Origin of the sequence: Brevundimonas sp. (assembly GCF_965279155.1) — a bacterium.
GTDB lineage: Bacteria > Pseudomonadota > Alphaproteobacteria > Caulobacterales > Caulobacteraceae > Brevundimonas.
The window spans coordinates 1,556,989-1,576,227 of record NZ_OZ257138.1; the positions used below are offsets into that span (position 1 = coordinate 1,556,989).

Consider the following 19,239-nt stretch of genomic DNA (forward strand, 5'->3'; position numbering starts at 1 on the left):
TTTGAGACCAATTGCACTGATTGCACCTCGTTTTGTCCGGGGCGCCATCCAATGACCCTGCCCGCCCCCTATCCCCCGCTGGTCTCCGGCGGCGAGGGCCTGGACCGCTATCCTGGCGACGCCTCGGCTCTGGGCGCCCGCATGGCCGCGATCTACGCCGTGCCCGCCGACCAGGTCCTGCCGTTGCGTGGCCTGACCCACGGGCTGGAGCTGGCCTGGCGCCTCGCCGCCCGCGACGGCGGTTCGGTCGAGGCGCCCAAGGCCGAGCCCTACGACAGTCTCGCCGCCATCTATCCGGCCCAGGGCGAACCCGCAGTCGTGGTCATCCGCGCGCTGGGCTCGCCGGAGGCCGTCGCCGAAATGGCCGCCCGCGTCGCCCCCGCCCTCCTGGTGGTGGACGAGGGCCTGATCGAGTTCTCCGACAGCGTCTCGGCCGTCACGGTCGTCGCCGATCTGCCGAACGTTGTCGTGCTGCGCAGCCTGTCCCTCGCCTATGGCCTCGCCGGCGCCCGCGTCGGCGCCGCCATCGCGCAAGCCCCGACCCTGGCCCGCCTGGCCTCGGTGCTGGAACCCTATGCCCTGCCCGAACCCCTGGTGCGGCTGGCGATGCAGGCGCTGGACCCTTCCCGAATGATCGAAACCGCCGAGCGGATCGCCTCGGTCCGGCGCGAGCGCGAGCGGGTCGCCCGCGAACTGGGCCGCCAGATGACGGTCGAACCCGGCGTCGGCCCCATCATCATGGCCCGGCCGGAAGACCCCGCCGCCGCCCTGGCCGGTCTGAAGGCCTACGGCGTCGAGGCCGACCTGTCCGGCGACCGCCTGCGTCTGCCCGTCTCGATCAAGCCCGAGATCAACGACCGGCTGTTGGCCGCCTTCGGCCTGACGCCCGCCAAGCGCCGTCCGGCCCGCGTCGGCCAGGCCGTGCGCGACACCAAGGAGACCCGGATCGTCTGCGCCGTCGATCTGGACGCCCCCGGCCCGATCAAGATCGAAACCGGCGTCGGCTTCTTCGATCACATGCTGGAGCAGATCGCGGCCCACGGCGGCTTCTCCCTGCGGCTTCAGTGCGAGGGCGACCTGCACACCGACCCGCACCACACCATCGAGGACAGCGCCATCGCCCTGGGCCAGGCGCTGAAACAGGCGCTGGGCGAGCGTAAAGGCATCGCCCGCTACGGCTTCGTCCTGCCGATGGACGAGGCCAACGCCACCGTCTCCATCGACCTGTCCGGCCGTCCCTATCCGCTGTTCGAGGGCACGTTCGACACCCCCTTCATCGGCGACTATCGCACCGACCTGACGGCCCACGTCTTCCGCTCATTGGCGGAAGCGATGGGCGCCGCCGTCCACATCAAGGTCACCGGCCAGGACGACCACCACAAGACCGAGGCCGTCTACAAGGCCTTCGGGCGCGCCCTGCGCCAGGCCATCCGCGTCGAGGGCGACGCGGTGCCCAGCACGAAGGGGGTGCTGTGACCGAGGTCGCCGTCATCGCCTACGGCGCCGGCAACGTCGCCTCGGTCCAGTTCGCGCTGGAGCGGCTGGGCGCGACCGTGCGCTTAACCGACGATCCCGCCGTGATCGCGGACGCCGAACGGGTCATCCTGCCCGGCGTCGGCGCGGCCGGTTACGCCATGAACCGCCTGACCGAACTGGGCCTTATCGAACCGATCCGCGCCTTCTCCCGTCCCCTGCTCGGCGTCTGCCTGGGCCAGCAACTGCTGTTCGGCGCCAGCGAGGAGGGCGAGGGCGTCGACCTGCTGGACCTGATCCCGGGCACTGTGACCCGGCTGGAACCGGCGGGCGATCTGCCGGTGCCGCACATGGGCTGGAGCCGCCTGACGCGGGAGCGCGACGACCCGCTGCTGGACGGCGTCGCCGACGGCGCCTACGCCTATTTCGTTCACGGCTTCGTCTGTCCCGATGGCCCGGCGACCCTGGCCCGCGCCGACTATGGCGGCCCCGTCCCGGCCATGGTGCGATCCGCCAACCGCTGGGGCTGTCAGTTTCACCCCGAACGCTCGGCCGAGGCCGGGGCGACCATCCTCAAGAACTTCCTGGGCCTGTCATGCTGATCTATCCCGCCATCGACCTGAAGGACGGCGTCTGCGTGCGCCTGATGCACGGCAAGTTCGACCAGGTGACGCAATATGACGAACAGCCGGCCGCCCGGCTGACCGCCTTCGCGACCGAGGGCGCGCAGTGGATCCACATCGTCGATCTGGACGGCGCGGAGGCGGGCGAGGCGCGTCAGCACGGCCTGATCGGCGAACTGACCCAGGCCATCGACGTCAAGATCCAGTCGGGCGGCGGAGTGCGCGGGGCCAATGACGTGGCCAAGCTGCTGGACGCGGGCGTGTCGCGCGTCGTCGTCGGCTCGCTGGCGGTGACCCAGCCCAACGACGTCGCCGCCTGGCTCAAGGGCTTCGGCGTCGAACGCATCACCCTGGCCCTGGATGTCAAGATCGAGGACGGCGTACCCGTCCCTGCCCTCAAAGGCTGGACCCAGTCGTCGGGCGTGACTCTGTGGGAGGCGCTGGATCGCTATCCCAAGGGGACGGCCAAGCACCTGCTGGTCACCGACGTCGGCCGCGACGGCGCAATGACCGGGCCGAACCTGGATCTGCTGGCGGAAATCCGGCAGCGACGCCCCGACCTGGTGCTCCAGGCCTCGGGCGGAGTTTCGTCGCTGGAGGACATCGCGGCAGTGAAGGCCCTAGGCTGCCACGGCGCCATCGTGGGACGTGCGCTGTACGAGAACCGCTTCACCCTGCCCGAAGCCATCGCGACGGCCAGGCGCGCATGACAGCGCGGCGCATCATCCCCTGCCTGGACGTGAAGGACGGCCGGGTGGTCAAGGGCGTGAAGTTCGTCGGCCACACCGACATGGGCGACGCGGCGGAACTGGCCGCTCGTTATCGCGATGCGGGCGCCGACGAACTGGTCTTCTACGACATCACCGCCAGCCCCGAGGGGCGGACGCTGGACTATGGCTGGATCAAGGATATCGCCCGGCTGCTGGACATCCCCTTCTGCGTCGCCGGCGGCATCCGCAGCGTGGACCAGGCGGCGCGTTGCCTGGATCACGGGGCGGACAAGGTCTCGATCAACTCCCCCGCTCTGGAACGCCCGGAACTGATCGCCGACATGGCCGCGCGGCTGGGCAGCCAGTGCGTCGTCGTCGGCGTCGACAGCCGTCTGGAGAACGGCGAATGGGTGGTCCACAAATACACCGGCGATCCCGATGCGCGCCGCCACGCCGGCAAGCGCACCCTGGACTGGCTGGATGAGGCGCAGGGCCTGGGCGCCGGCGAGATCGTGCTGAACTGCATCGACCAGGACGGGGTTCGACGCGGCTATGACATCGAACAACTGTCCGCCGCCCGCGCGCGCCTGACCATCCCCCTGATCGCCTCGGGCGGCGCCGGCGCACCCGAGCATTTCAAGGATGTGTTCGAACAAGCCGACGTCTCCGGCGCCCTGGCCGCCAGCGTCTTCCACACCGGCGCGATAGCCATCCCCGACTTGAAACGATACCTGGCCGACCAAGGCCTGGAGATGCGGATATGACCCTCGACCCCAACACCATCGATTTCGAAAAAGGGAATGGCCTGGTTCCCGTGGTGGTGCAGGACGCCGCGACGCTGCAGGTCTTGACTCTGGCCTATATGGACCGCCCGGCCTTGGACGAGACCCTCGCGTCCGGCGAGGCCACCTTCTTCTCGCGCTCGCGCGGCGGACGCTGGCGCAAGGGCGAGACCTCGGGGGACCGGCTGCATGTCGTCGCAGTAACGCCCGACTGCGACAACGACGCCCTGGTCCTGTCGGTGAAGCCGGTCGGCAACGCCTGCCACCTGAACCGGACCAGCTGTTTCGGCGAGGCAGACGCGCCGGGCGTGGGCCGCATCGCCCGGCTGGAACAGACCATCGCCGTTCGCGCCGCCGCCGATCCGTCCGAAAGCTGGACCGCCAAACTAATCGCCCAAGGGCCCAAACGCATCGCCCAGAAGGTCGGTGAAGAGGGAGTCGAGACCGCTCTGGCCGGCGTCGCAGGCCCTGACGAGGAACTCGCCAGCGAGGCTGCGGATTTGATCTATCACCTGCTCGTTCTTCTCCATGCCCGTAACATGGTGTTTCAGGACGTGCTGGACGTGTTGGCCTCGCGTGCGGAAGCGGCCAAAGACAGCGGCTAGGCCGTAAAGGCGTGCGTCCCGACAAATGGGACAGTCGAGGGAAATTCTATGGCGGCTCTCATTCTGTTCGGCGGCGGCGGCGATCTGGCGATGCGCATGCTGCTGCCGTCGCTGTATTTCCTCGAACACGACGGCCTTCTGCCTGAAGGGCTGAAGATCATCGGCGCCGCCCGCTCGGAAGAGAGCGCCGACGACTATATCGCCAAGGTTCATGAGGCCGTGAAGGCCCGCGCCGAGGCCGACCAGGCCTGGGACGAAACCAGCTGGACAAAGATGAAGGCCCGACTGGACTATCTGGCCGTGGACGCCACCTCGCCCGACAGCCTCAAGCCCCTGAAGGACAAGGTCGGCGACGGCGAGGTCACCTCCTTCCTGGCCGTCTCCCCCTCGCTCTACGCCCGCATCGTCACGGCGATGAAGGCGGCGGGTCTGGCGGACAAGAACTGCCGCATCGTGCTGGAAAAGCCGGTCGGGCGCGACCTGAAGTCCTTCCTGGAGATCGACGACGCCGTGGCCCACGCCTTCAGCGAGAGCCAGGTGTTCCGCATCGACCACTATCTGGGCAAGGAGACGGTTCAGAACCTGATCGCCCTGCGCTTCGGCAATACGATCTTCGAGCCGCTGTGGAACAACCTGTCGATCGATCACGTCCAGATCACGATCGGCGAGACGGTGGGGGTCGGCGACCGCTGGCCCTACTACGACGAATACGGCGCGCTTCGCGACATGCTGCAGAACCACATGCTGCAGCTGCTGTGTCTGGTGGCGATGGAGCCGCCCAGCGACCTGGACCCGGATTCGGTGCGCAACGAGAAGGTCAAGGTGCTGCGATCTCTGCGTCCCGTCACGGTGGACGAGGCCGAGCGCGTCACCGTGCGCGGCCAGTATGTGGCGGGCGTCTCAGAGGGCAAGCCGGCCAAGGGCTATGACGAGGAGCGCGGGCAGCCGTCCGACACCGAAACCTTCGTCGCCGTACGCGCCGACATCGACAACTGGCGCTGGGCCGGCGTGCCCTTCTTCATGCGGACCGGCAAGCGCCTGCCCGAGAAGCGCACCGAGATCGTCATCCAGTTCAAGCCGCTGCCCCACTCTATCTTCGACCGCGACGACCGGGGAGAAGTGCAGGCCAACCGCATGATCATCGAGCTTCAGCCCGAGGAAGACATCTCGCTGACGGTGATGAACAAGCGCCCCGGTTTGGATCGCCGCATGCAGCTTCAGCCGATCAAGATGAGCCTGTCGTGGGGTGTGGACGGCAAGTCCGCGGCCCCGCCGCGCCGCCGCATCGCCTATGAGCGCCTGTTGCTGGACGCGATGGCGGGCGACTCGACCCTGTTCGTGCGCCGCGACGAGGCCGAGCAGGCCTGGAAATGGGTGGACGAGGTGTCCGAGGCCTGGGCCGAATCCGGCCTGAAGCCTGACGAATACGTCGCCGGCACCTGGGGCCCCGACAGCGCCGACATGCTGATGATGCGGACCGGCCGCGACTGGAACACGACCGATGTCTGAAGCCCACCCCATCGAAGCCTTCCCCACCGTCGACGCCTGGGCCGAGGCCATCGCCGCGCGCCTGGCCGAGACCCTGGGCGCCGCCGTGCGCGACAATGGCCGCGCACTGTTCGCCGGTCCTGGCGGCTCGACGCCCGCCCCGGTTTATCGCCGCCTCGCCGCGACCGATCTGGACTGGGCCAGGATCGCCGTGACCCTGGTGGACGAGCGCTATGTGCCCGAGACCTCGCCGGAATCGAACGCCCGCCTGATCCGCGACGTGCTGTTGCAGGACAAGGCGGCTGCGGCGCGCTTCATCCCCCTCTATACGCCCGAGGTCACGGTGGACCGCGCGGGCATCGTGGCGGCCAAGGCCCTGGCCGATGCGGGAGGGCGTTTCGACGCGGTTCTTCTCGGCATGGGCGAGGATGGCCATATCTGCTCGATGTTCCCCGAAAGCCCGACGCTGAAGACCCTGCTGACCCCGGCGCTGAAGCCGACCGTCCTGGGCGTGCCGCACGGTCGCGACGGCATGGCGCCGACCATCGAGCGCCTGTCGATCAACCTGCCCTATCTGATGTCGGCCGGCCGGGTGATCCTGGGCCTGAAGGGCGCCACCAAGCGTCGCGTGTTCGAAGAACAGGCGCAGGGCGATCCCAGGATTCAGCCCATCGCCGCCTTGATCGCCGCCGGCGTTCCCCTTGAAGTTCTGTGGACGGAGGAAAGCTGATGACGCTTCACCCCACGGTCGCCGCGGTCACCGCCCGCATCGTCGAAAAAAGCCGCGAGACTCGCGCCGACTACATCCGTCGCATGGACGCCGCCCGCGACTCTGGCGTTGGTCGGGCCAAGCTGAGCTGCGCCAACTGGGCCCACGCCTTCGCCGGTCAGACCATCGCCGACAAGCTGACGGCGATGGATGGATCCAAGCCCAACCTGGGCATCGTCACCGCCTATAACGACATGCTGTCGGCCCACCAGCCGTTCGAACGCTTCCCCGAAGTGGTGCGCAAAGCCGTGCGCGAAGTCGGCGCCACGGCTCAGGTCGCGGGCGGCACTCCCGCCATGTGCGATGGCGTCACCCAAGGTCGTCCGGGCATGGAGCTGTCGCTGTTCAGCCGCGACGTGATCGCCATGTCCACGGGCGTCGCCCTGACGCACGACGCCTTCGATTCCGCCCTGATGCTGGGCGTCTGCGACAAGATCGTGCCCGGCCTGTTCATGGGCGCCCTGGCCTTCGGCCACCTGCCCGTCGTCTTCGCCCCGGCAGGCCCGATGCCGTCCGGCATTCCGAATGCGGAAAAGGCCCGCGTCCGCGCCGAATATGCGCAGAACAAGGTGGATCGCCACACCCTGCTGGAAAGCGAGATCGGCAGCTACCACTCGCCCGGCACCTGCACCTTCTACGGTACAGCCAACTCCAATCAGATGATGATGGAGCTGGGCGGCTTGCACATGCCGTCCACCGCCTTCGTCCACCCCGACACCGGCCTGCGCGACGCCCTGACGGCGGCGGCGGCCAAGCGGGCGGTCGAACTGGCCCGCAGCGGCGAATGCCGCATGGCCGACGTCATCAGCGAGAAGTCCATCGTCAACATGATCGTGGCCCTCTTGGCCACCGGCGGTTCGACCAACCACGCCATACACCTGGTCGCCATGGCGCGGGCGGCCGGCGTGCTGGTCGACTGGACCGACATGGACGAGCTGTCCTCCGTTACCCCGCTTCTGGCCCGCGTCTATCCCAACGGCTCGGCCGACGTGAACGCCTTCCAGGCCGCCGGCGGCGTCGCCTTCATCGCCCGCGAACTGGCCAAGGCGGGCAACATCCACAGCGACGTGACCACCATCATGGGTCAGGGCATCGAAGCCTATTTCCAGGAACCGTCGATGGTGGACGGCGAACTGGTCTGGCGCGACGGTGTGGCGGAAAGCCTGGACCTGGACATCCTGCGCCCCGCTTCGAACCCGTTCGACAAGGAGGGTGGGCTGCGCCTGGTCAAGGGCGACCTGGGCCGCGCGGTCATCAAGATTTCGGCGGTCAAGCCTGAGAACCGCATCGTCGAAGCTCCTGCCGCCGTATTCGAGACCCAAGAAGACGCGCTCCAGGCCTTCCGGGACGGCAAGCTGTTCCGCGACGTGGTCGTGGTCCTGCGCTTCCAGGGACCGAAGGCCAACGGCATGCCCGAGTTGCACAGCCTGTCGCCGGCCCTGTCGGTCATTCAGGACAAGGGGTTCAAGGTCGCCTTCGTCACCGACGGCCGCATGTCGGGCGCCAGCGGCAAGACGCCCGCCGCCATCCACGTCTCGCCCGAGGCCCTCGCCGGCGGGCCGCTGGCCCATGTGCAGGATGGCGACATCATCCGCCTGGACGCCGAGGCCGGGGTCCTGACCACAGTCGGGATCGCCGACCTGACCGCCCGTCCCCTCGCCGCCCGGTCCGACGCCAACGCCGAGGGCTCGTCCTGGGGCTATGGCCGCGAACTGTTCGGCGCCTTCCGCCATGTGGTCACCACAGCCGAACAGGGGGCGACCGTCTGTTTCGCCGTCCCGACCGGTTCACGCGGTCATGACGACACGCCGCCCAACCCCAACTTCGTCGACCGGACCGTGGACGCCTGATCCACCGAACCGAGCGCAGGAAACGCCCCAATGAATGACAAGACCCTCCTCGTCGGTGATGTCGGCGGCACCAACGCCCGCTTCGCCGTGGCCCGTATGGTGGACGGCAAACCCGTGCTGGACCACCACGAGAGCTTCCCGGCCGAGACCTATCCGACCTTCCTGGAAGGCGTCGCCGCCTACGTTGACGGCTGCGACGTCAAGCCGACGGGCGGCGTCATCGCCGTGGCCGGCCCGGTCACCGACGGCGCCATCGACCTGACCAACTCGCCCTGGCAGGTGTCGGAAAGCGAGCTTCAGACCCTGGGGCTCAAGCCGGTCAAACTGATCAACGATTTCGAGGCCTTGGCCTGGGGCGCCCCCGTGGTGCCGGAAGACCAGCTGGAAAGCCTGGGCGGGCCAGCCGAAGGCGATCCGCATTGCACCGTCGCGGTCATGGGGCCGGGCACCGGCTTCGGCGTCTCGGCCCTGGTGCGCGATGCGGTCGGCAAGGAGATGGCCATGCCGTCCGAGGGCGGCCACGCCTGTTTCCCCCCTGGCGATCCGATCGAGGACGAGATCCTGCGCATCCTGCGTCGTCGCTATGACCGGGTGTCGATCGAGCGCCTGATCTGCGGCCCCGGCCTGTTGAACATGCACCGGGCCCTGGCCGAGATCGACGGCCGCGAGACCCATATCGACGATCCGGCCCAGATCACCGAGACGGCGATGGCGGACCCCAACAGCCCGTGCGGCGCGACCCTGGCCCGTTTCTGCGCCATCCTGGGTGCGGTCGCCGGCGACATCGCCCTGACCACAGGCGCGCGCGGCGGCGTCTATATCGCCGGCGGCATCGTTCCGCGCATCCTGCCCTTCATCAAAGCCAGCCCCTTCCGCCAGCGGTTCGAGCGCAAGGGCCGATTCAAGGACTATATGTCCGAGATTCCGACCAAGGTGATCATGCACAGACACGCCGCCCTGCTGGGCGCCGCGCGCGTCGCCTTCGCCCAGTCCGAGGACTGAAAAAACTCGGGCGATCACGAAAATCTCACGGCGGCGTGAACCGAACCAGCGCCGTGGCGTTTTCGAGTTTCCACCTAGGAGAGGAAACTCAAATGAAAAAGTTCGCCATCGCCGCCGCATCGCTGTTCATGCTCGCCGGCGTCGCCGCCTGCGGTGAAAGCGCCGCCGACAAAACCGCTGAAAAACAAGCCGACGCCATCGAAGCGACGGGCGAAGCCCGCGCCGATCAGCTGGAAGCCCAAGCCGCGACCGCTCCGACCGCCGCTCAGGCCGGCGCTCTGAACGCCCAGGCCGATCAGGTCGAGGAGAACGCCGACCGCAAGGCCGACATGGTCGAGCAGCAAGCCGGCAACGCCGACGGCGGCGCCACCACGGCCAACACGCCTTCGACCCACTAAGGTTTGGCGACCCACTAAATCCGTTTACGGATGGATCAGCCCCCGTCGTTCGCGACGGGGGCTTTTTCGTGCCTGAAGGGTCAGTCGATGCAGAGGGTCGGGCCGGCCTTGCCGTCCTCGACCGGGGTGTTGCAGCCGAAACGGTCGCTGGTGGCCTGACAGACGCCGGCCGTCGTTGCGCCCGGCGCGACGCCGCTGTTGCCCTCGATGCGGCAGTCCGCCTGGCATTGATCGCCGTCGGTGCAGCGTTTGCCGGCGTCGGCATAGCGGACGACGCACTGCCAGGACTGCATCCGGCCGACCTGTTGCATCGTTCCGCCACGCGTGGCGCAGGACGCCGCGTCCGCGCTCTGCATCGGCGCATCGGCGGCGGAGCCCGTCGGTTGGGACGAGCAGGCGGCAGCCAGCAAGGCGACGGCGGCGATGAGGGAAATACGGATCATGAGATCTGTCCTTTGGTGAAGCCTGACCAGCAGTCGTCGTAGTCGAGCTGCATCTGCGGTGATTCCGACGCCCATTTCGTGACGCGGATCGGTGCGCGGGTTTCGAACATGAAGGCCAGGGTGTCGGTGATCTTGTGCGGTTTCAGCTCCGCCTTGATCGCCCCTTCATAGCTGGCCTGGTCGGGACCATGACCGCTCATGCGGTTGTGCAGGGACGCGCCGCCCGGCGCGAAGCCGCCGGCCTTGGCGTCATAGGCGCCGGTCACCAGCCCCATGAACTCGCTCATCACGTTGCGGTGGAACCAGGGCGGGCGGAAGGTCTGTTCGGCTACCATCCAGCGCGGCGGGAAGATGACGAAGTCGATGTTGGCGGTGCCCGGCGTCTCGGACGGGCTGGTCAGAACGGTGAAGATCGACGGGTCCGGGTGGTCGAAGCTGACGGTGTTGATCGTGTTGAACCGCGCCGTGTCATAGCGGCAGGGCGCCAGGTTGCCGTGCCAGGCGACCACGTCCAGCGGGCTGTGATCGAAGGTGGTGGCCCATAGGCGGCCGCCGTATTTCTGAACGCACTGGGTCGGGCGATCCACGTCTTCATAGGCCGCAACCGGGGCTTCGAAGTCGCGCGGATTGGCCAGGCCGTTCGATCCGATGGGGCCCAGATCTGGCAGGCGGAACGGACTGCCGTAGTTCTCGCAGATATAACCCCGCACCGGCCCGTCTACCTCAACGCGGAAGCGCACGCCGCGCGGGATCAGGACCACATGGCCCGGCTCGGCCTCGATCACGCCCATCTCGGTGACAAAGCGATGCGCCCCTTCTTGCGGCACGATCAGCAGCTCGCCGTCGGCGTCGTAGAAGACCCGGTCGGTCATCGAACGGTTGGCGACATAGAGGTGGATGCCCGCGCCTGCGCCCGCGTCCGGCTCGCCATTGCCGCCATAGGTCGTCAGCCCCTCGACCCAGTCGGTCGGCGCCTGCGGCATCGGCAGCGGATCCCAGCGCATCCGGTTGGGATTGGGCGGCGTCTCGTCGAACGGGCCGGAGCGCACCAGCCCCTGATCGAAGGGCGTGTAAGGCCCGTGTTGGGCCGAGGGGCGCAGGCGATACAGCCAGCTGCGGCGGTTCTCGGCGCGCGGGGAGGTGAAGGCCGTGCCCGACAGCTGTTCGGCATACAGGCCCATCGGCGTCTTCTGCGGCGAGTTCCGGCCCACAGGCAGGGCGCCGGGCGCGGCCTCGGTGGCGAAATGATTGCCGAAGCCGGTCAGATAGGCGGGCGCGTTGGATCGCGTCATGTCGTGTCTCCCTATGGCGTCGGTTTAGCCGTCCCTTGGGTCAGCGTCACCCTTTTGCGGCGAGGCAACAGCTTGGCGGGTGGCGCGTTGCTGTGGCTTCACGGAGGGATTTCCATGACCTATCTGACCCGGGCGGTCTTCGCCTTCGCCAGCCTGCTGCTGTTGCTGGCCGCAATGGCCCTGATCGGCTTCGGCGTGAAGGACGCGCTGGAGGGGATCGGGTCGCCGGACACGTCGGGCGCCGACGCCGTGCTGGACGTGCTGGGCTATGTCATCGTCGCCATCGCCGTGTTCGACGTGGCCAAATACATCTTCGAGGACGAGGTGCGGCGCGGCAACGAAAAGCGCAGCGCCGCCGAGGCCCGGCGCAGCCTGACCAAGTTCCTGTCCACCATCGTCATCGCCCTGTTTCTGGAGGCGTTGGTGGTCGTGTTCAAAACGGCGCGCGAGGACGTGGCTCTGCTGCTCTATCCCACCGCCCTGCTGGTCGCCTCGGTGATGGTGCTGGTTGGGCTAGGCGTCTTCCAGCGCCTGTCGGCCACGGTCGAGGAAAAGGTCGGCGACGACGACGAGGCCGAGGACCGCAAGGACAAGGTCAAGCGAAAGGCCGCGACCTAGCCCTTCGAAGGCAGGAAAGGCGAGAAGGTGATCACGGTGAAGGTGTCGCGCACGTGGGGCCGCGTCTGGACCTGTTTGGTCACGAAGGTGCCGATGTCGGCGTCGCGCGGCAGGTTGAACTTGGCCAGCAGGTCATGCTGGCCCGAGGTCGAATAGACCTCCGAGACGTTCTCGACATTGTCCACGATGTCGGCCGCCACCTCGTTGGCGTAGCCCAGCTCGCATTTGATGAAGACGAAGATGGCGGTCATCATGGCGGATCAGTCCTCTGGTTCGAGGGCGTTCCTAGCGGATCGCAACGTGACGGGTAAGCCGCAAGACACAGACGCCGTGCTGGAGGCGCAATACAACAACCGCGCCCTGGTCCCCGACCACCCCGCCGTCATGGCGCGCTGGAAGGCGGGATCGGAGGCCGCGCGGGCGGCCCACCCGCCTGAAATCCTGAAATACGGCCCCGGAGAGCGCGAGCGGATCGACTGGTTCGACGCCGGCGAAGGCGCGCCGGTCGTGGTCTTCATCCACGGCGGCTATTGGCAGGCGCTGGACGCCGGCTGGTTCAGCTTCGTCGCCCCGCCCCTGCTGGCCCACGGCGTCAGCGTCGCCATCCCGACCTATGACCTGGCGCCGACCGTGCGGCTGGGCCGGATCGTCGACCAGATGCGCGCCGCCGTCGATCTGATCCACGCCCGAACCGGCGCCCGCCCCGTCGTCAGCGGCCATTCGGCGGGCGGGCATATGGCGGCCTGCCTGCTGTCGGACGGTCGCGCCTCGGCCGCCGTCGCCCTCTCTGGCGTGTTCGACCTGGAGCCGCTGATCCCGACCTCGCTGAACGTGGCTCTGGACCTGAACCCCACCGAGGCGCACGCCCTCTCGCCGATCCACTGGCCCGCGCCCGCCGACGCCGTTCTGGACTGCATCGTCGGCGGCGCCGAGAGCGACGCCTTCCAACAACAGAGCTTGGCCATGGCTGAGCAATGGGGCGCTCAAGGCGCCGAGACACGGTTCGAGGCCTTGCCTGGCCTGAATCATTTCACAGTGCTGGACCCGCTGTTCGATGTGGACAGCGCCATAGTCGCACGTCTGGCGACTTTGGCGCACGGTCGCTAACGCGGTTTGACTTGACCTTGCGGCCGCGACATCGGAGGTCGGACGCGAACCTATCGCAGAGGAAACCATCCATGGCCCATGATCGCGTCAGCGTGCTTCAGGCGCTGGAGACCCAGGGCGTCTGCCCGGTCTTCTATCACCCCGACGCCGAGGTCAGCCTGAACGTCATTCGCGCCTGTGCGCGCGGCGGGGCGCCGGTGGTCGAGTTCACCAATCGCGGCGACTTCGCCTGCGACCTGTTCGGCGAGATCAATCGCGAACTGATCAAGACCGACCCGGACGTCGTCCTAGGCATCGGTTCGGTGGTCGATGCGGGCACGGCGTCGCTTTATCTGAACCGGGGCGCGCGCTTCGTGGTCAGCCCCTGCCTGATCCCCGACGTGGCCAAGGTCTGCAACCGTCGCATGGTCGCCTATTTCCCCGGCTGCGGCTCGGTGACGGACATCGGCGAGGCGCACGAACTGGGCTGCGACATCGTCAAACTGTTCCCCGGTTCGTCGGTCGGCGGCCCGGACTTCGTCAAGGCGGTCAAGGGGCCGATGCCCTGGGTCAAGATCATGCCGACGGGCGGCGTCGATCCCGACGAGGCCTCGATCGCCAAATGGTTCGGCGCCGGCATCGTCGCGGCCGGCATGGGCTCGAAACTGGTGACAGACGAGGCCGTCAAGTCAGGCGACTGGGCCGCCATCGAGGCCAAGGTCCGCGCGACGGTGGACGCCGTAGCGGCGTTCCGGGGGTCGAAAAAAGGCTGATCTGTCAGGCCGTCAGCGGGACGGACTTTGGTCCCGCTGACGATCGTTTCGTTCGCCGTGAACGATGGCGCGGCGGGCGTCGCCCTTGCGTTGCAGGATCGGCGTCAGGGCCTTGCGCTCATCGGGCGTCAGCGTGCCCAGCACGGCGACGGCGCCGTTTTCCAGCCGCGTGCGGCCTCGCATCTCGGCAGCCCGGGATTGGTCCAGCAGCGTCTGAACGCGGGCTGCGTCCAGCGTCGGTTGACCGGCCACGTCGATGGCCTCACGCCGCGCCGCCCGCGCCGCCTCGAAGTCCGGCCGCGCCGCCAAGGCGGATTCCCGCAGGGCCGTGCGCACGCGGTCTCGAACGGCGGGGTCCAAATCGCCCAGCACCTCGGCCAGCGGACCTTCGCGACCGGGACGCCTTTGATCCTCGATCTTGCGTTCGATCCTGTCGCGGTTGACGCCATAGGTCACGGCCCCCGCGACGGCGAAGACGTTCAGCGCCACCGAGACGGCCAGGGCGATCTTCAGGGTCTTCGGCGTCATCCCAGAACCTCGGTGTCGTCCACGCCGGTCAGCGAGGATTGATAGAGCACCGCATCGGCCCGCGCGTCGGCGCTCAAATGGGTGGTCAGGCCCACCCCGGCGACCACGCCCGCACAGGCGGCGGCGGCCCAGCCCGCGCCCAGATACCAGACCGCCCGCCCCAGGCGGCCACGCGCCTTGCGTTTGGGCGCAGCGGCCAGAATGCGCGCGGTCAGGGCGGCGGACGGAACCGGCGCAGGCGCGGCGTTCAGCAGGGCGTCCAGCGTCGCCGCCTCGTCCAGCACCGCCTTCAGCGACGGATCGGCCGCGAGCAGGCTTTCGGCGAAGGCGCGCTCGGACGCGGGCCACCGACGCCGGTCGGCGCCGTAGGCGTCCGCCAGTTCGTGCAACCGTTCCGCCTTCATCTTCCGTCTCCTCTACCCGCCCTCGGCGACCCGGCCGGAGCCATGTCCGAAAGGGCCTGACGCAATGCGCGACGACCGCGCGACAACAAACTCTCCAGCGCCTCGACGCTGATCTCCATCAGGGCGGCCGCCTCGATGTTGGACAGCTCCTGATAATGGCACAGGACGATGGCCTCGCGCTGACGGTCCGGCAGACGTTTCAGCGCCCCATCGACCCGCACGCCTGTCTCGGCCGCCAGCAGCCCCCGATCCGGCGCCGGGCCCTCGTCGGGGCGATCCGGCGGCGTATCCGTCGGGATTTCGCGCCGTCGCCTCAGCCGGTCGTAACAGAGGTTCAGCGCCACCCGGTGCAGCCATGTGTCGAACCGGGCCTTGCCGGGCGCCCATTTCGGCGCCTGACGCCAGGCCTTGAGCATGGCCTCCTGGGCCACGTCCTCGGCCTCGGCCGCGTCGCCCAGCATCCGCTGGGCCAGGGCCAGAATGCGCGGCAGCTTGCGCGCGACGAGCGTCTGCGCCGCCGCCGGGTCGCCCTGACCCACCCGGCGCACCAGATCCTCGTCGGGGTCGACGATCGCGACCAAACCTGCCTCTTCCGCTGCTGACGAAAGGGACCGGTTCGCTCATGACGGCCGACCCCGACACCGTTCTTACTCCGAAGCCGGGGCGGGGGAAGCCGGTTGTTGCGCCGGACGGGCTGCGCGGCGTTCCGCACGTTGGGCCTGACGCTCCGCACGATGGGCGGTCATGGCCGTGCGGCGCTCGTCGGCCGAGATCACGCCGTCGCGGTCGCCGTCCATCTTGTCGAAGCGCTCGCCCAGCTTGGCGGCGACGTCGGAGATCACCACCGGACCGCGTTCGCGGCCGGGACCACGCCCTTCGGCGCCCGGCCGACCGGGACCGCGCATGGCGTGACGCGGGCCGCCGCGATGACCCTCACGATTGCCGGCGCGTTCGGCGCGCGGGCCGCGATCGGGGCGAGCGGCATAGCCGGCGTCGAACTCGGCGCGGCTGATGGAGCCGTCGGCGTTGGCGTCCAGCTTGGCGAAGCGGGCGTCGGCGCGTTCGGCCTGGCGGGCCTGCATGCCGGCCTGACGTTCCTCGACGCTGACCGTGCCGTCACGGTTCGCATCCAGCGCGGTCAGGCGGGCGACGCGCGTATCGACGAACTCGGCGCGCGTGATCTGACGGTTTGGCTCGCCGCGCGCCTGATGCGGAGCGGCTGCGCCAGTGGGGGGAACCTGTGCGGTCGCGACGCCGGCGACGGCGGCCAGTGCGATGGCGCTCAGGCCGGTCAGAAAGGTCTTTCTCATCTCGATGATCTCCACGGGCGCATTGCGCGACCCTTTGACATTGCCCTGTCAGGAGATTGAACGCGGCGTCTGCGAATCTCCGTCGCGGCCTGCGGGGACCGCGCGCTCGAAGGCCTTGCGCGCCCGCGCCCGCAGATCGGTCAGTTCGGTCTTCAGGCTCTCGAAATCCTGAGCGCCCGCCGCCTCGGCCAGACGCAGCTGGAAGACCGAAGGCTCGGCCTCGGGATCCACACGCCCCTCGAAAGCGGCGGCCAGCAGGTGCGCCAGCCGCTGCTGCACCCGCCAGGCTTCGGCCAGGACCGGGTCGTCGTGCAAGGCCTCCAGCGTCGACAGGGTCAGGGGCTCGCCGATGGCGGCGGCCTGCAGCTGACGGAACTGGGCTGCGAACTCAGCGTCCACCTGGCCGCCGGGCGACAGTTTCAAATCCCAGAAGCCGTGGGGGCGACGTTCGCGATCCATCAACGCCCGCATCTTGCGCACATCGTCGGCGATATCGACGCCGGGGCGCGGGCGGCGCAGTGCGGCCTCGATGGCAGCGGACACCTGGGCGCCGAACTTCGGATCGCTGGCCCAGACGACGCGGGCGCGGGTCAGAACCATGAACTCCCAAGTCTCGGCCTCGCGGGCGTAATAGGCGTCGAAGGCCTTCAGCCGCACCGAGACCGGCCCCTTGGAGCCGGTGGGGCGCAACCGCATGTCCACCTCGTACAGGCCGCCCTCGGCCGTATGCGCCGACAGGGCCGCGATCAGTCTCTGGGTGAAGCGGGCGTAGAAAACATCGGCGCTCCAGCCCTTGATCGCGGACGCAGCCTCCGGCGGCGCCTCGTACAGGGTCATCAAGTCCAGATCGGACCCGGCCGTCATCTCGCGCGAGCCGGCCTTGCCCAGGGCCACCACAGCCACCGCGCCGGGCAAGGCGCCGCCCAGCCGTTCCGTCTCGGCCAGGGCCGCCGGCGACAGGGTCAGCATGGCGGCGTCGGCCAGGGCCGCATAGGCGCGACCCGCCGCCTCCGGCCCCGCGCGTCCGGTCATGGCGTGGATGCCGATGCGGAACATCTGTTCGCGGTGCAGGCGGCGTACGGCGTTCATGGCGCCTTCGAAATCCTCGGTCTCGCCGGCCTCGCGCAGGATCTGTTCGGTCAGGCCGGTCTCGGCGGACAGGTCGGCGAGAAAGCGGGCGTCCAGCACCCCGTCCAGCGCCGCCGGTTGCCGCCCCAGGGTCCGGGCCAGGCGTGGCGCAAAGGCCATGACGCCCAGCACCATCTCGAACAGTTTGGGCTGGTTCAGGAACAGGGCCTGGACCTGAACCCCCGCCGCCAGGCCCGAGAAGAAGGTGGCGAAACGCCGAAACGCGTCGTCCGGCGCGCCCGAACGGGCCAAGGCTTCCAGCAGGCGCGGGGCCAGGCGGGTGAACAGTTCACGCCCCCGCGCCGTCCGCGTCGCCGGTATGCGGCCGTGGTGCCAGCTGCGGATGGCAGCAGCGACGGACGGGGCCTCGGAAAAGCCCATGCGGCGCAGGGTCTCCAGCGTCTCGGGATCGTTCTCGACGCCGGTGAAGACCAGACTGCCGTAGCTGGAATCCAGATCCTCGCCGCCCTCGAACAGCTCGCCGTAGCGGGTGTTTACCCGCACCAGCAGGGCCTCGACATGGGCGTCGAAGGTCGCCAGTTCGCCAAAACCGGCCAGCGCGGCGACGGCGGCGCGGCGTTCGCGGTCTTCGGGCAGGCGGTGGGTCTGCTCGTCGTCGAGCATCTGCACCCGGTGCTCCAGCCCGCGCAGTTCGACATAGGCGGCCGACAGCTCCTCGCAGACCGCCTGGGGGATGTGGTCGGCGTCGGCCAGCGCTTTCAGCGCCTCCAGCGTGCGCTGTTTGCGCAAGCCCGGATCGCGCCCGCCCAGGATCAGCTGCTGGGTCTGGGCGTAGAATTCGATCTCGCGGATACCGCCGCGCCCCAGTTTCAGATTGGCCCCGGCGGCGTGCAGCCCCTCGCCCGTCTTGTGGACGTGGATCTGTTTCTTGATCGACTGGATGTCGAGGACGGCGGCGTAATCCAGGCTGCGCCGCCAGATGAAGGGGATCATGGCCTTCAGGAACCGGCCCGCCGCGCGCATGTCGCCCAGCACCGGCCGCGCCTTGATGAAGGCCGCCCGCTCCCAGTTCTGGCCGACGCTCTCATAGTAGGCCAGGGCCATCGGTCCCGCGACCACCGGCGGGGTCGAGGACGGGTCGGGCCGCAGCCGCAGGTCGACGCGGAAGACATAGCCGTCGGCCGTCCGCTCGGTCAGCAAGGTGGCGATCCCCTTGCCGACGCGATTGGCGAAATCCTGCATCTCCTCGCCCTCGCGCAGGGCCAGGACCATCAGGCGCGGCTCGAAGAAGAGCGAGATGTCGATGTCGGAGGAATAGTTCAGCTCATTGGCGCCGTGCTTGCCCATGGCTAGGCCGAACAGGCCGGGGATCGGACCACGCGGATCGCCGGGTGGCGATACCAGCCGACCGCGCGCCCACTGTTCAGCGGCGACGGCGCGCAGGGCGGCGCGGCACGAGGCGTCGGCGAATTTCGACAGGGCGTCCGTGACCTCATCCAGATCCCAGACGCCGCCCAGATCGGCCAGGGCGGTCAGCAGATGCAGGTCGGCCTTCAGCACCCGCAGCGGGGCGCGAACCTCATCCGGCTCGGCGTCCAGCGCATCGGTGTCGCGGATGATCCCGGCGAGGCTGGCGGCGGGATCCTGTTCCAGCAGGCGACGCAGATGGGCGGGGCGGCGACGCATAAGTCCGGCGAGATAGGGGGAGCCTCCCGCGACCGGAGCCATAGCGGGCCAGGCGGCGTCCAGGCCAGCGTGCCAACCGTCAGTTTCGGCGGCCTCGACCAGGCTTTCCAGCAGGCGGTCGGCTGCTGCCGTGTTGGCGACGGGTCCTGCGGGCTTGATCCTCTGGCCCAACGGGATCGGTGCGGAGGTTGCAGTTTCGGCCATTAAATCATCCGCTCATCCCCGCGAAAGCGGGGACCCAGTGCTTTCGCTCGGCAAAGCGTTGGACCACGATCCTGACACACGCCACAAGCCTGCCCGCCCAAAGAAC

General features: G+C 68.6%; 21 protein-coding genes. 13 read left to right on the forward strand and 8 right to left on the reverse strand.

All coding sequences use genetic code 11. The features are described 5' to 3' along the window. The first annotated feature begins 51 nt into the window (after nucleotides 1-51). The 10 genes from hisB to ACQY72_RS07430 all read left to right on the forward strand — a co-directional run bounded on the left by hisB (nucleotide 52) and on the right by ACQY72_RS07430 (nucleotide 9,700). On the forward strand, nucleotides 52-1,476 hold the full coding sequence (gene hisB, locus ACQY72_RS07385; protein WP_428156594.1) for an imidazoleglycerol-phosphate dehydratase HisB: 1,425 nt from the start codon (nucleotides 52-54) through the stop codon (nucleotides 1,474-1,476). Continuing rightward, nucleotides 1,473-2,075 carry an imidazole glycerol phosphate synthase subunit HisH gene (gene hisH, locus ACQY72_RS07390; RefSeq protein ID WP_428156595.1) on the forward strand — a complete coding sequence of 201 codons (603 nt, stop codon included), beginning with the start codon at nucleotides 1,473-1,475 and terminating at the stop codon, nucleotides 2,073-2,075. Before hisB ends, hisH begins: the two co-directional genes overlap by 4 nt. Next, complete coding sequence (gene hisA, locus ACQY72_RS07395) at nucleotides 2,069-2,806, forward strand: 1-(5-phosphoribosyl)-5-[(5-phosphoribosylamino)methylideneamino]imidazole-4-carboxamide isomerase (RefSeq protein WP_428156596.1); 738 nt, start codon at nucleotides 2,069-2,071, stop codon at nucleotides 2,804-2,806. Before hisH ends, hisA begins: the two co-directional genes overlap by 7 nt. Further along, the gene (hisF, locus tag ACQY72_RS07400; RefSeq protein ID WP_428156597.1) at nucleotides 2,803-3,570 is read left to right on the forward strand and encodes an imidazole glycerol phosphate synthase subunit HisF; all 768 of its coding nucleotides are present in this window, start codon (nucleotides 2,803-2,805) and stop codon (nucleotides 3,568-3,570) included. Before hisA ends, hisF begins: the two co-directional genes overlap by 4 nt. Beyond that, nucleotides 3,567-4,193, forward strand: a complete 627-nt coding sequence (gene hisIE / locus ACQY72_RS07405) for a bifunctional phosphoribosyl-AMP cyclohydrolase/phosphoribosyl-ATP diphosphatase HisIE (protein WP_428156598.1) — start codon at nucleotides 3,567-3,569, stop codon at nucleotides 4,191-4,193. Before hisF ends, hisIE begins: the two co-directional genes overlap by 4 nt. 48 nt (nucleotides 4,194-4,241) lie before the next feature. Beyond that, entirely contained in the window at nucleotides 4,242-5,702 is a 1,461-nt protein-coding gene (zwf, locus tag ACQY72_RS07410) for a glucose-6-phosphate dehydrogenase (RefSeq protein WP_428156599.1), read from the forward strand. Then, nucleotides 5,695-6,411 carry a 6-phosphogluconolactonase gene (pgl, locus tag ACQY72_RS07415; protein WP_428156600.1) on the forward strand — a complete coding sequence of 239 codons (717 nt, stop codon included), beginning with the start codon at nucleotides 5,695-5,697 and terminating at the stop codon, nucleotides 6,409-6,411. The genes zwf and pgl overlap by 8 nt, the downstream gene beginning before the upstream one ends. Then, nucleotides 6,411-8,300, forward strand: coding sequence for a phosphogluconate dehydratase (gene edd, locus ACQY72_RS07420; RefSeq protein ID WP_428156601.1), 1,890 nt, complete (start codon nucleotides 6,411-6,413; stop codon nucleotides 8,298-8,300). Before pgl ends, edd begins: the two co-directional genes overlap by 1 nt. A gap of 30 nt (nucleotides 8,301-8,330) precedes the next feature. Further along, nucleotides 8,331-9,302: a glucokinase gene (gene glk, locus ACQY72_RS07425; RefSeq protein ID WP_428156602.1), complete on the forward strand. Its 972-nt coding sequence runs from the start codon at nucleotides 8,331-8,333 to the stop codon at nucleotides 9,300-9,302. Nucleotides 9,303-9,394: 92 nt separating this feature from the next. Next, a complete protein-coding gene (locus ACQY72_RS07430; protein ID WP_428156603.1) occupies nucleotides 9,395-9,700 on the forward strand; it encodes a hypothetical protein in 306 nt (101 codons plus the stop codon). A gap of 80 nt (nucleotides 9,701-9,780) precedes the next feature. On the opposite strand, the gene ACQY72_RS07435 is transcribed toward ACQY72_RS07430, so the two are convergent. Both ACQY72_RS07435 and hmgA read right to left on the reverse strand, forming a co-directional pair. Continuing rightward, on the reverse strand, nucleotides 9,781-10,143 hold the full coding sequence (locus ACQY72_RS07435) for a hypothetical protein (protein ID WP_428156604.1): 363 nt from the start codon (nucleotides 10,141-10,143) through the stop codon (nucleotides 9,781-9,783). Further along, a complete protein-coding gene (gene hmgA / locus ACQY72_RS07440; RefSeq protein WP_428156605.1) occupies nucleotides 10,140-11,435 on the reverse strand; it encodes a homogentisate 1,2-dioxygenase in 1,296 nt (431 codons plus the stop codon). The genes ACQY72_RS07435 and hmgA overlap by 4 nt, the downstream gene beginning before the upstream one ends. Before the next feature lie 114 nt (nucleotides 11,436-11,549). Here hmgA and ACQY72_RS07445 point away from each other — a divergent pair, with 114 nt between their 5' ends. After that, a complete protein-coding gene (locus ACQY72_RS07445) occupies nucleotides 11,550-12,053 on the forward strand; it encodes a GNAT family acetyltransferase (protein ID WP_428156606.1) in 504 nt (167 codons plus the stop codon). Here ACQY72_RS07445 and ACQY72_RS07450 read toward each other — a convergent pair. Further along, entirely contained in the window at nucleotides 12,050-12,307 is a 258-nt protein-coding gene (locus ACQY72_RS07450; RefSeq protein WP_306002252.1) for an Lrp/AsnC ligand binding domain-containing protein, read from the reverse strand. The genes ACQY72_RS07445 and ACQY72_RS07450 overlap by 4 nt on opposite strands. Here ACQY72_RS07450 and ACQY72_RS07455 point away from each other — a divergent pair. Together ACQY72_RS07455 and ACQY72_RS07460 are read left to right on the forward strand one after the other, a co-directional pair. Then, nucleotides 12,294-13,160: an alpha/beta hydrolase gene (locus tag ACQY72_RS07455; RefSeq protein WP_428156607.1), complete on the forward strand. Its 867-nt coding sequence runs from the start codon at nucleotides 12,294-12,296 to the stop codon at nucleotides 13,158-13,160. The two genes, ACQY72_RS07450 and ACQY72_RS07455, sit on opposite strands and share 14 nt — an antisense overlap. A gap of 71 nt (nucleotides 13,161-13,231) precedes the next feature. Further along, nucleotides 13,232-13,912 (forward strand): bifunctional 4-hydroxy-2-oxoglutarate aldolase/2-dehydro-3-deoxy-phosphogluconate aldolase, encoded by a 681-nt coding sequence (locus ACQY72_RS07460; RefSeq protein WP_428156608.1) that lies wholly within the window; start codon nucleotides 13,232-13,234, stop codon nucleotides 13,910-13,912. Nucleotides 13,913-13,924: 12 nt separating this feature from the next. On the opposite strand, the gene ACQY72_RS07465 is transcribed toward ACQY72_RS07460, so the two are convergent. The 5 genes from ACQY72_RS07465 to ACQY72_RS07485 all read right to left on the reverse strand — a co-directional run bounded on the left by ACQY72_RS07465 (nucleotide 13,925) and on the right by ACQY72_RS07485 (nucleotide 19,133). Next, nucleotides 13,925-14,440: a periplasmic heavy metal sensor gene (locus ACQY72_RS07465; RefSeq protein WP_428156609.1), complete on the reverse strand. Its 516-nt coding sequence runs from the start codon at nucleotides 14,438-14,440 to the stop codon at nucleotides 13,925-13,927. Further along, on the reverse strand, nucleotides 14,437-14,844 hold the full coding sequence (locus tag ACQY72_RS07470; RefSeq protein ID WP_428156610.1) for a hypothetical protein: 408 nt from the start codon (nucleotides 14,842-14,844) through the stop codon (nucleotides 14,437-14,439). The genes ACQY72_RS07465 and ACQY72_RS07470 overlap by 4 nt, the downstream gene beginning before the upstream one ends. After that, a complete protein-coding gene (locus ACQY72_RS07475) occupies nucleotides 14,841-15,425 on the reverse strand; it encodes an RNA polymerase sigma factor (protein WP_428156611.1) in 585 nt (194 codons plus the stop codon). Before ACQY72_RS07475 ends, ACQY72_RS07470 begins: the two co-directional genes overlap by 4 nt. A gap of 66 nt (nucleotides 15,426-15,491) precedes the next feature. Continuing rightward, complete coding sequence (locus tag ACQY72_RS07480) at nucleotides 15,492-16,154, reverse strand: EF-hand domain-containing protein (protein ID WP_428156612.1); 663 nt, start codon at nucleotides 16,152-16,154, stop codon at nucleotides 15,492-15,494. A gap of 48 nt (nucleotides 16,155-16,202) precedes the next feature. Beyond that, nucleotides 16,203-19,133, reverse strand: a complete 2,931-nt coding sequence (locus tag ACQY72_RS07485; protein ID WP_428156613.1) for a bifunctional [glutamine synthetase] adenylyltransferase/[glutamine synthetase]-adenylyl-L-tyrosine phosphorylase — start codon at nucleotides 19,131-19,133, stop codon at nucleotides 16,203-16,205. Nucleotides 19,134-19,239: the final 106 nt, after the last annotated feature.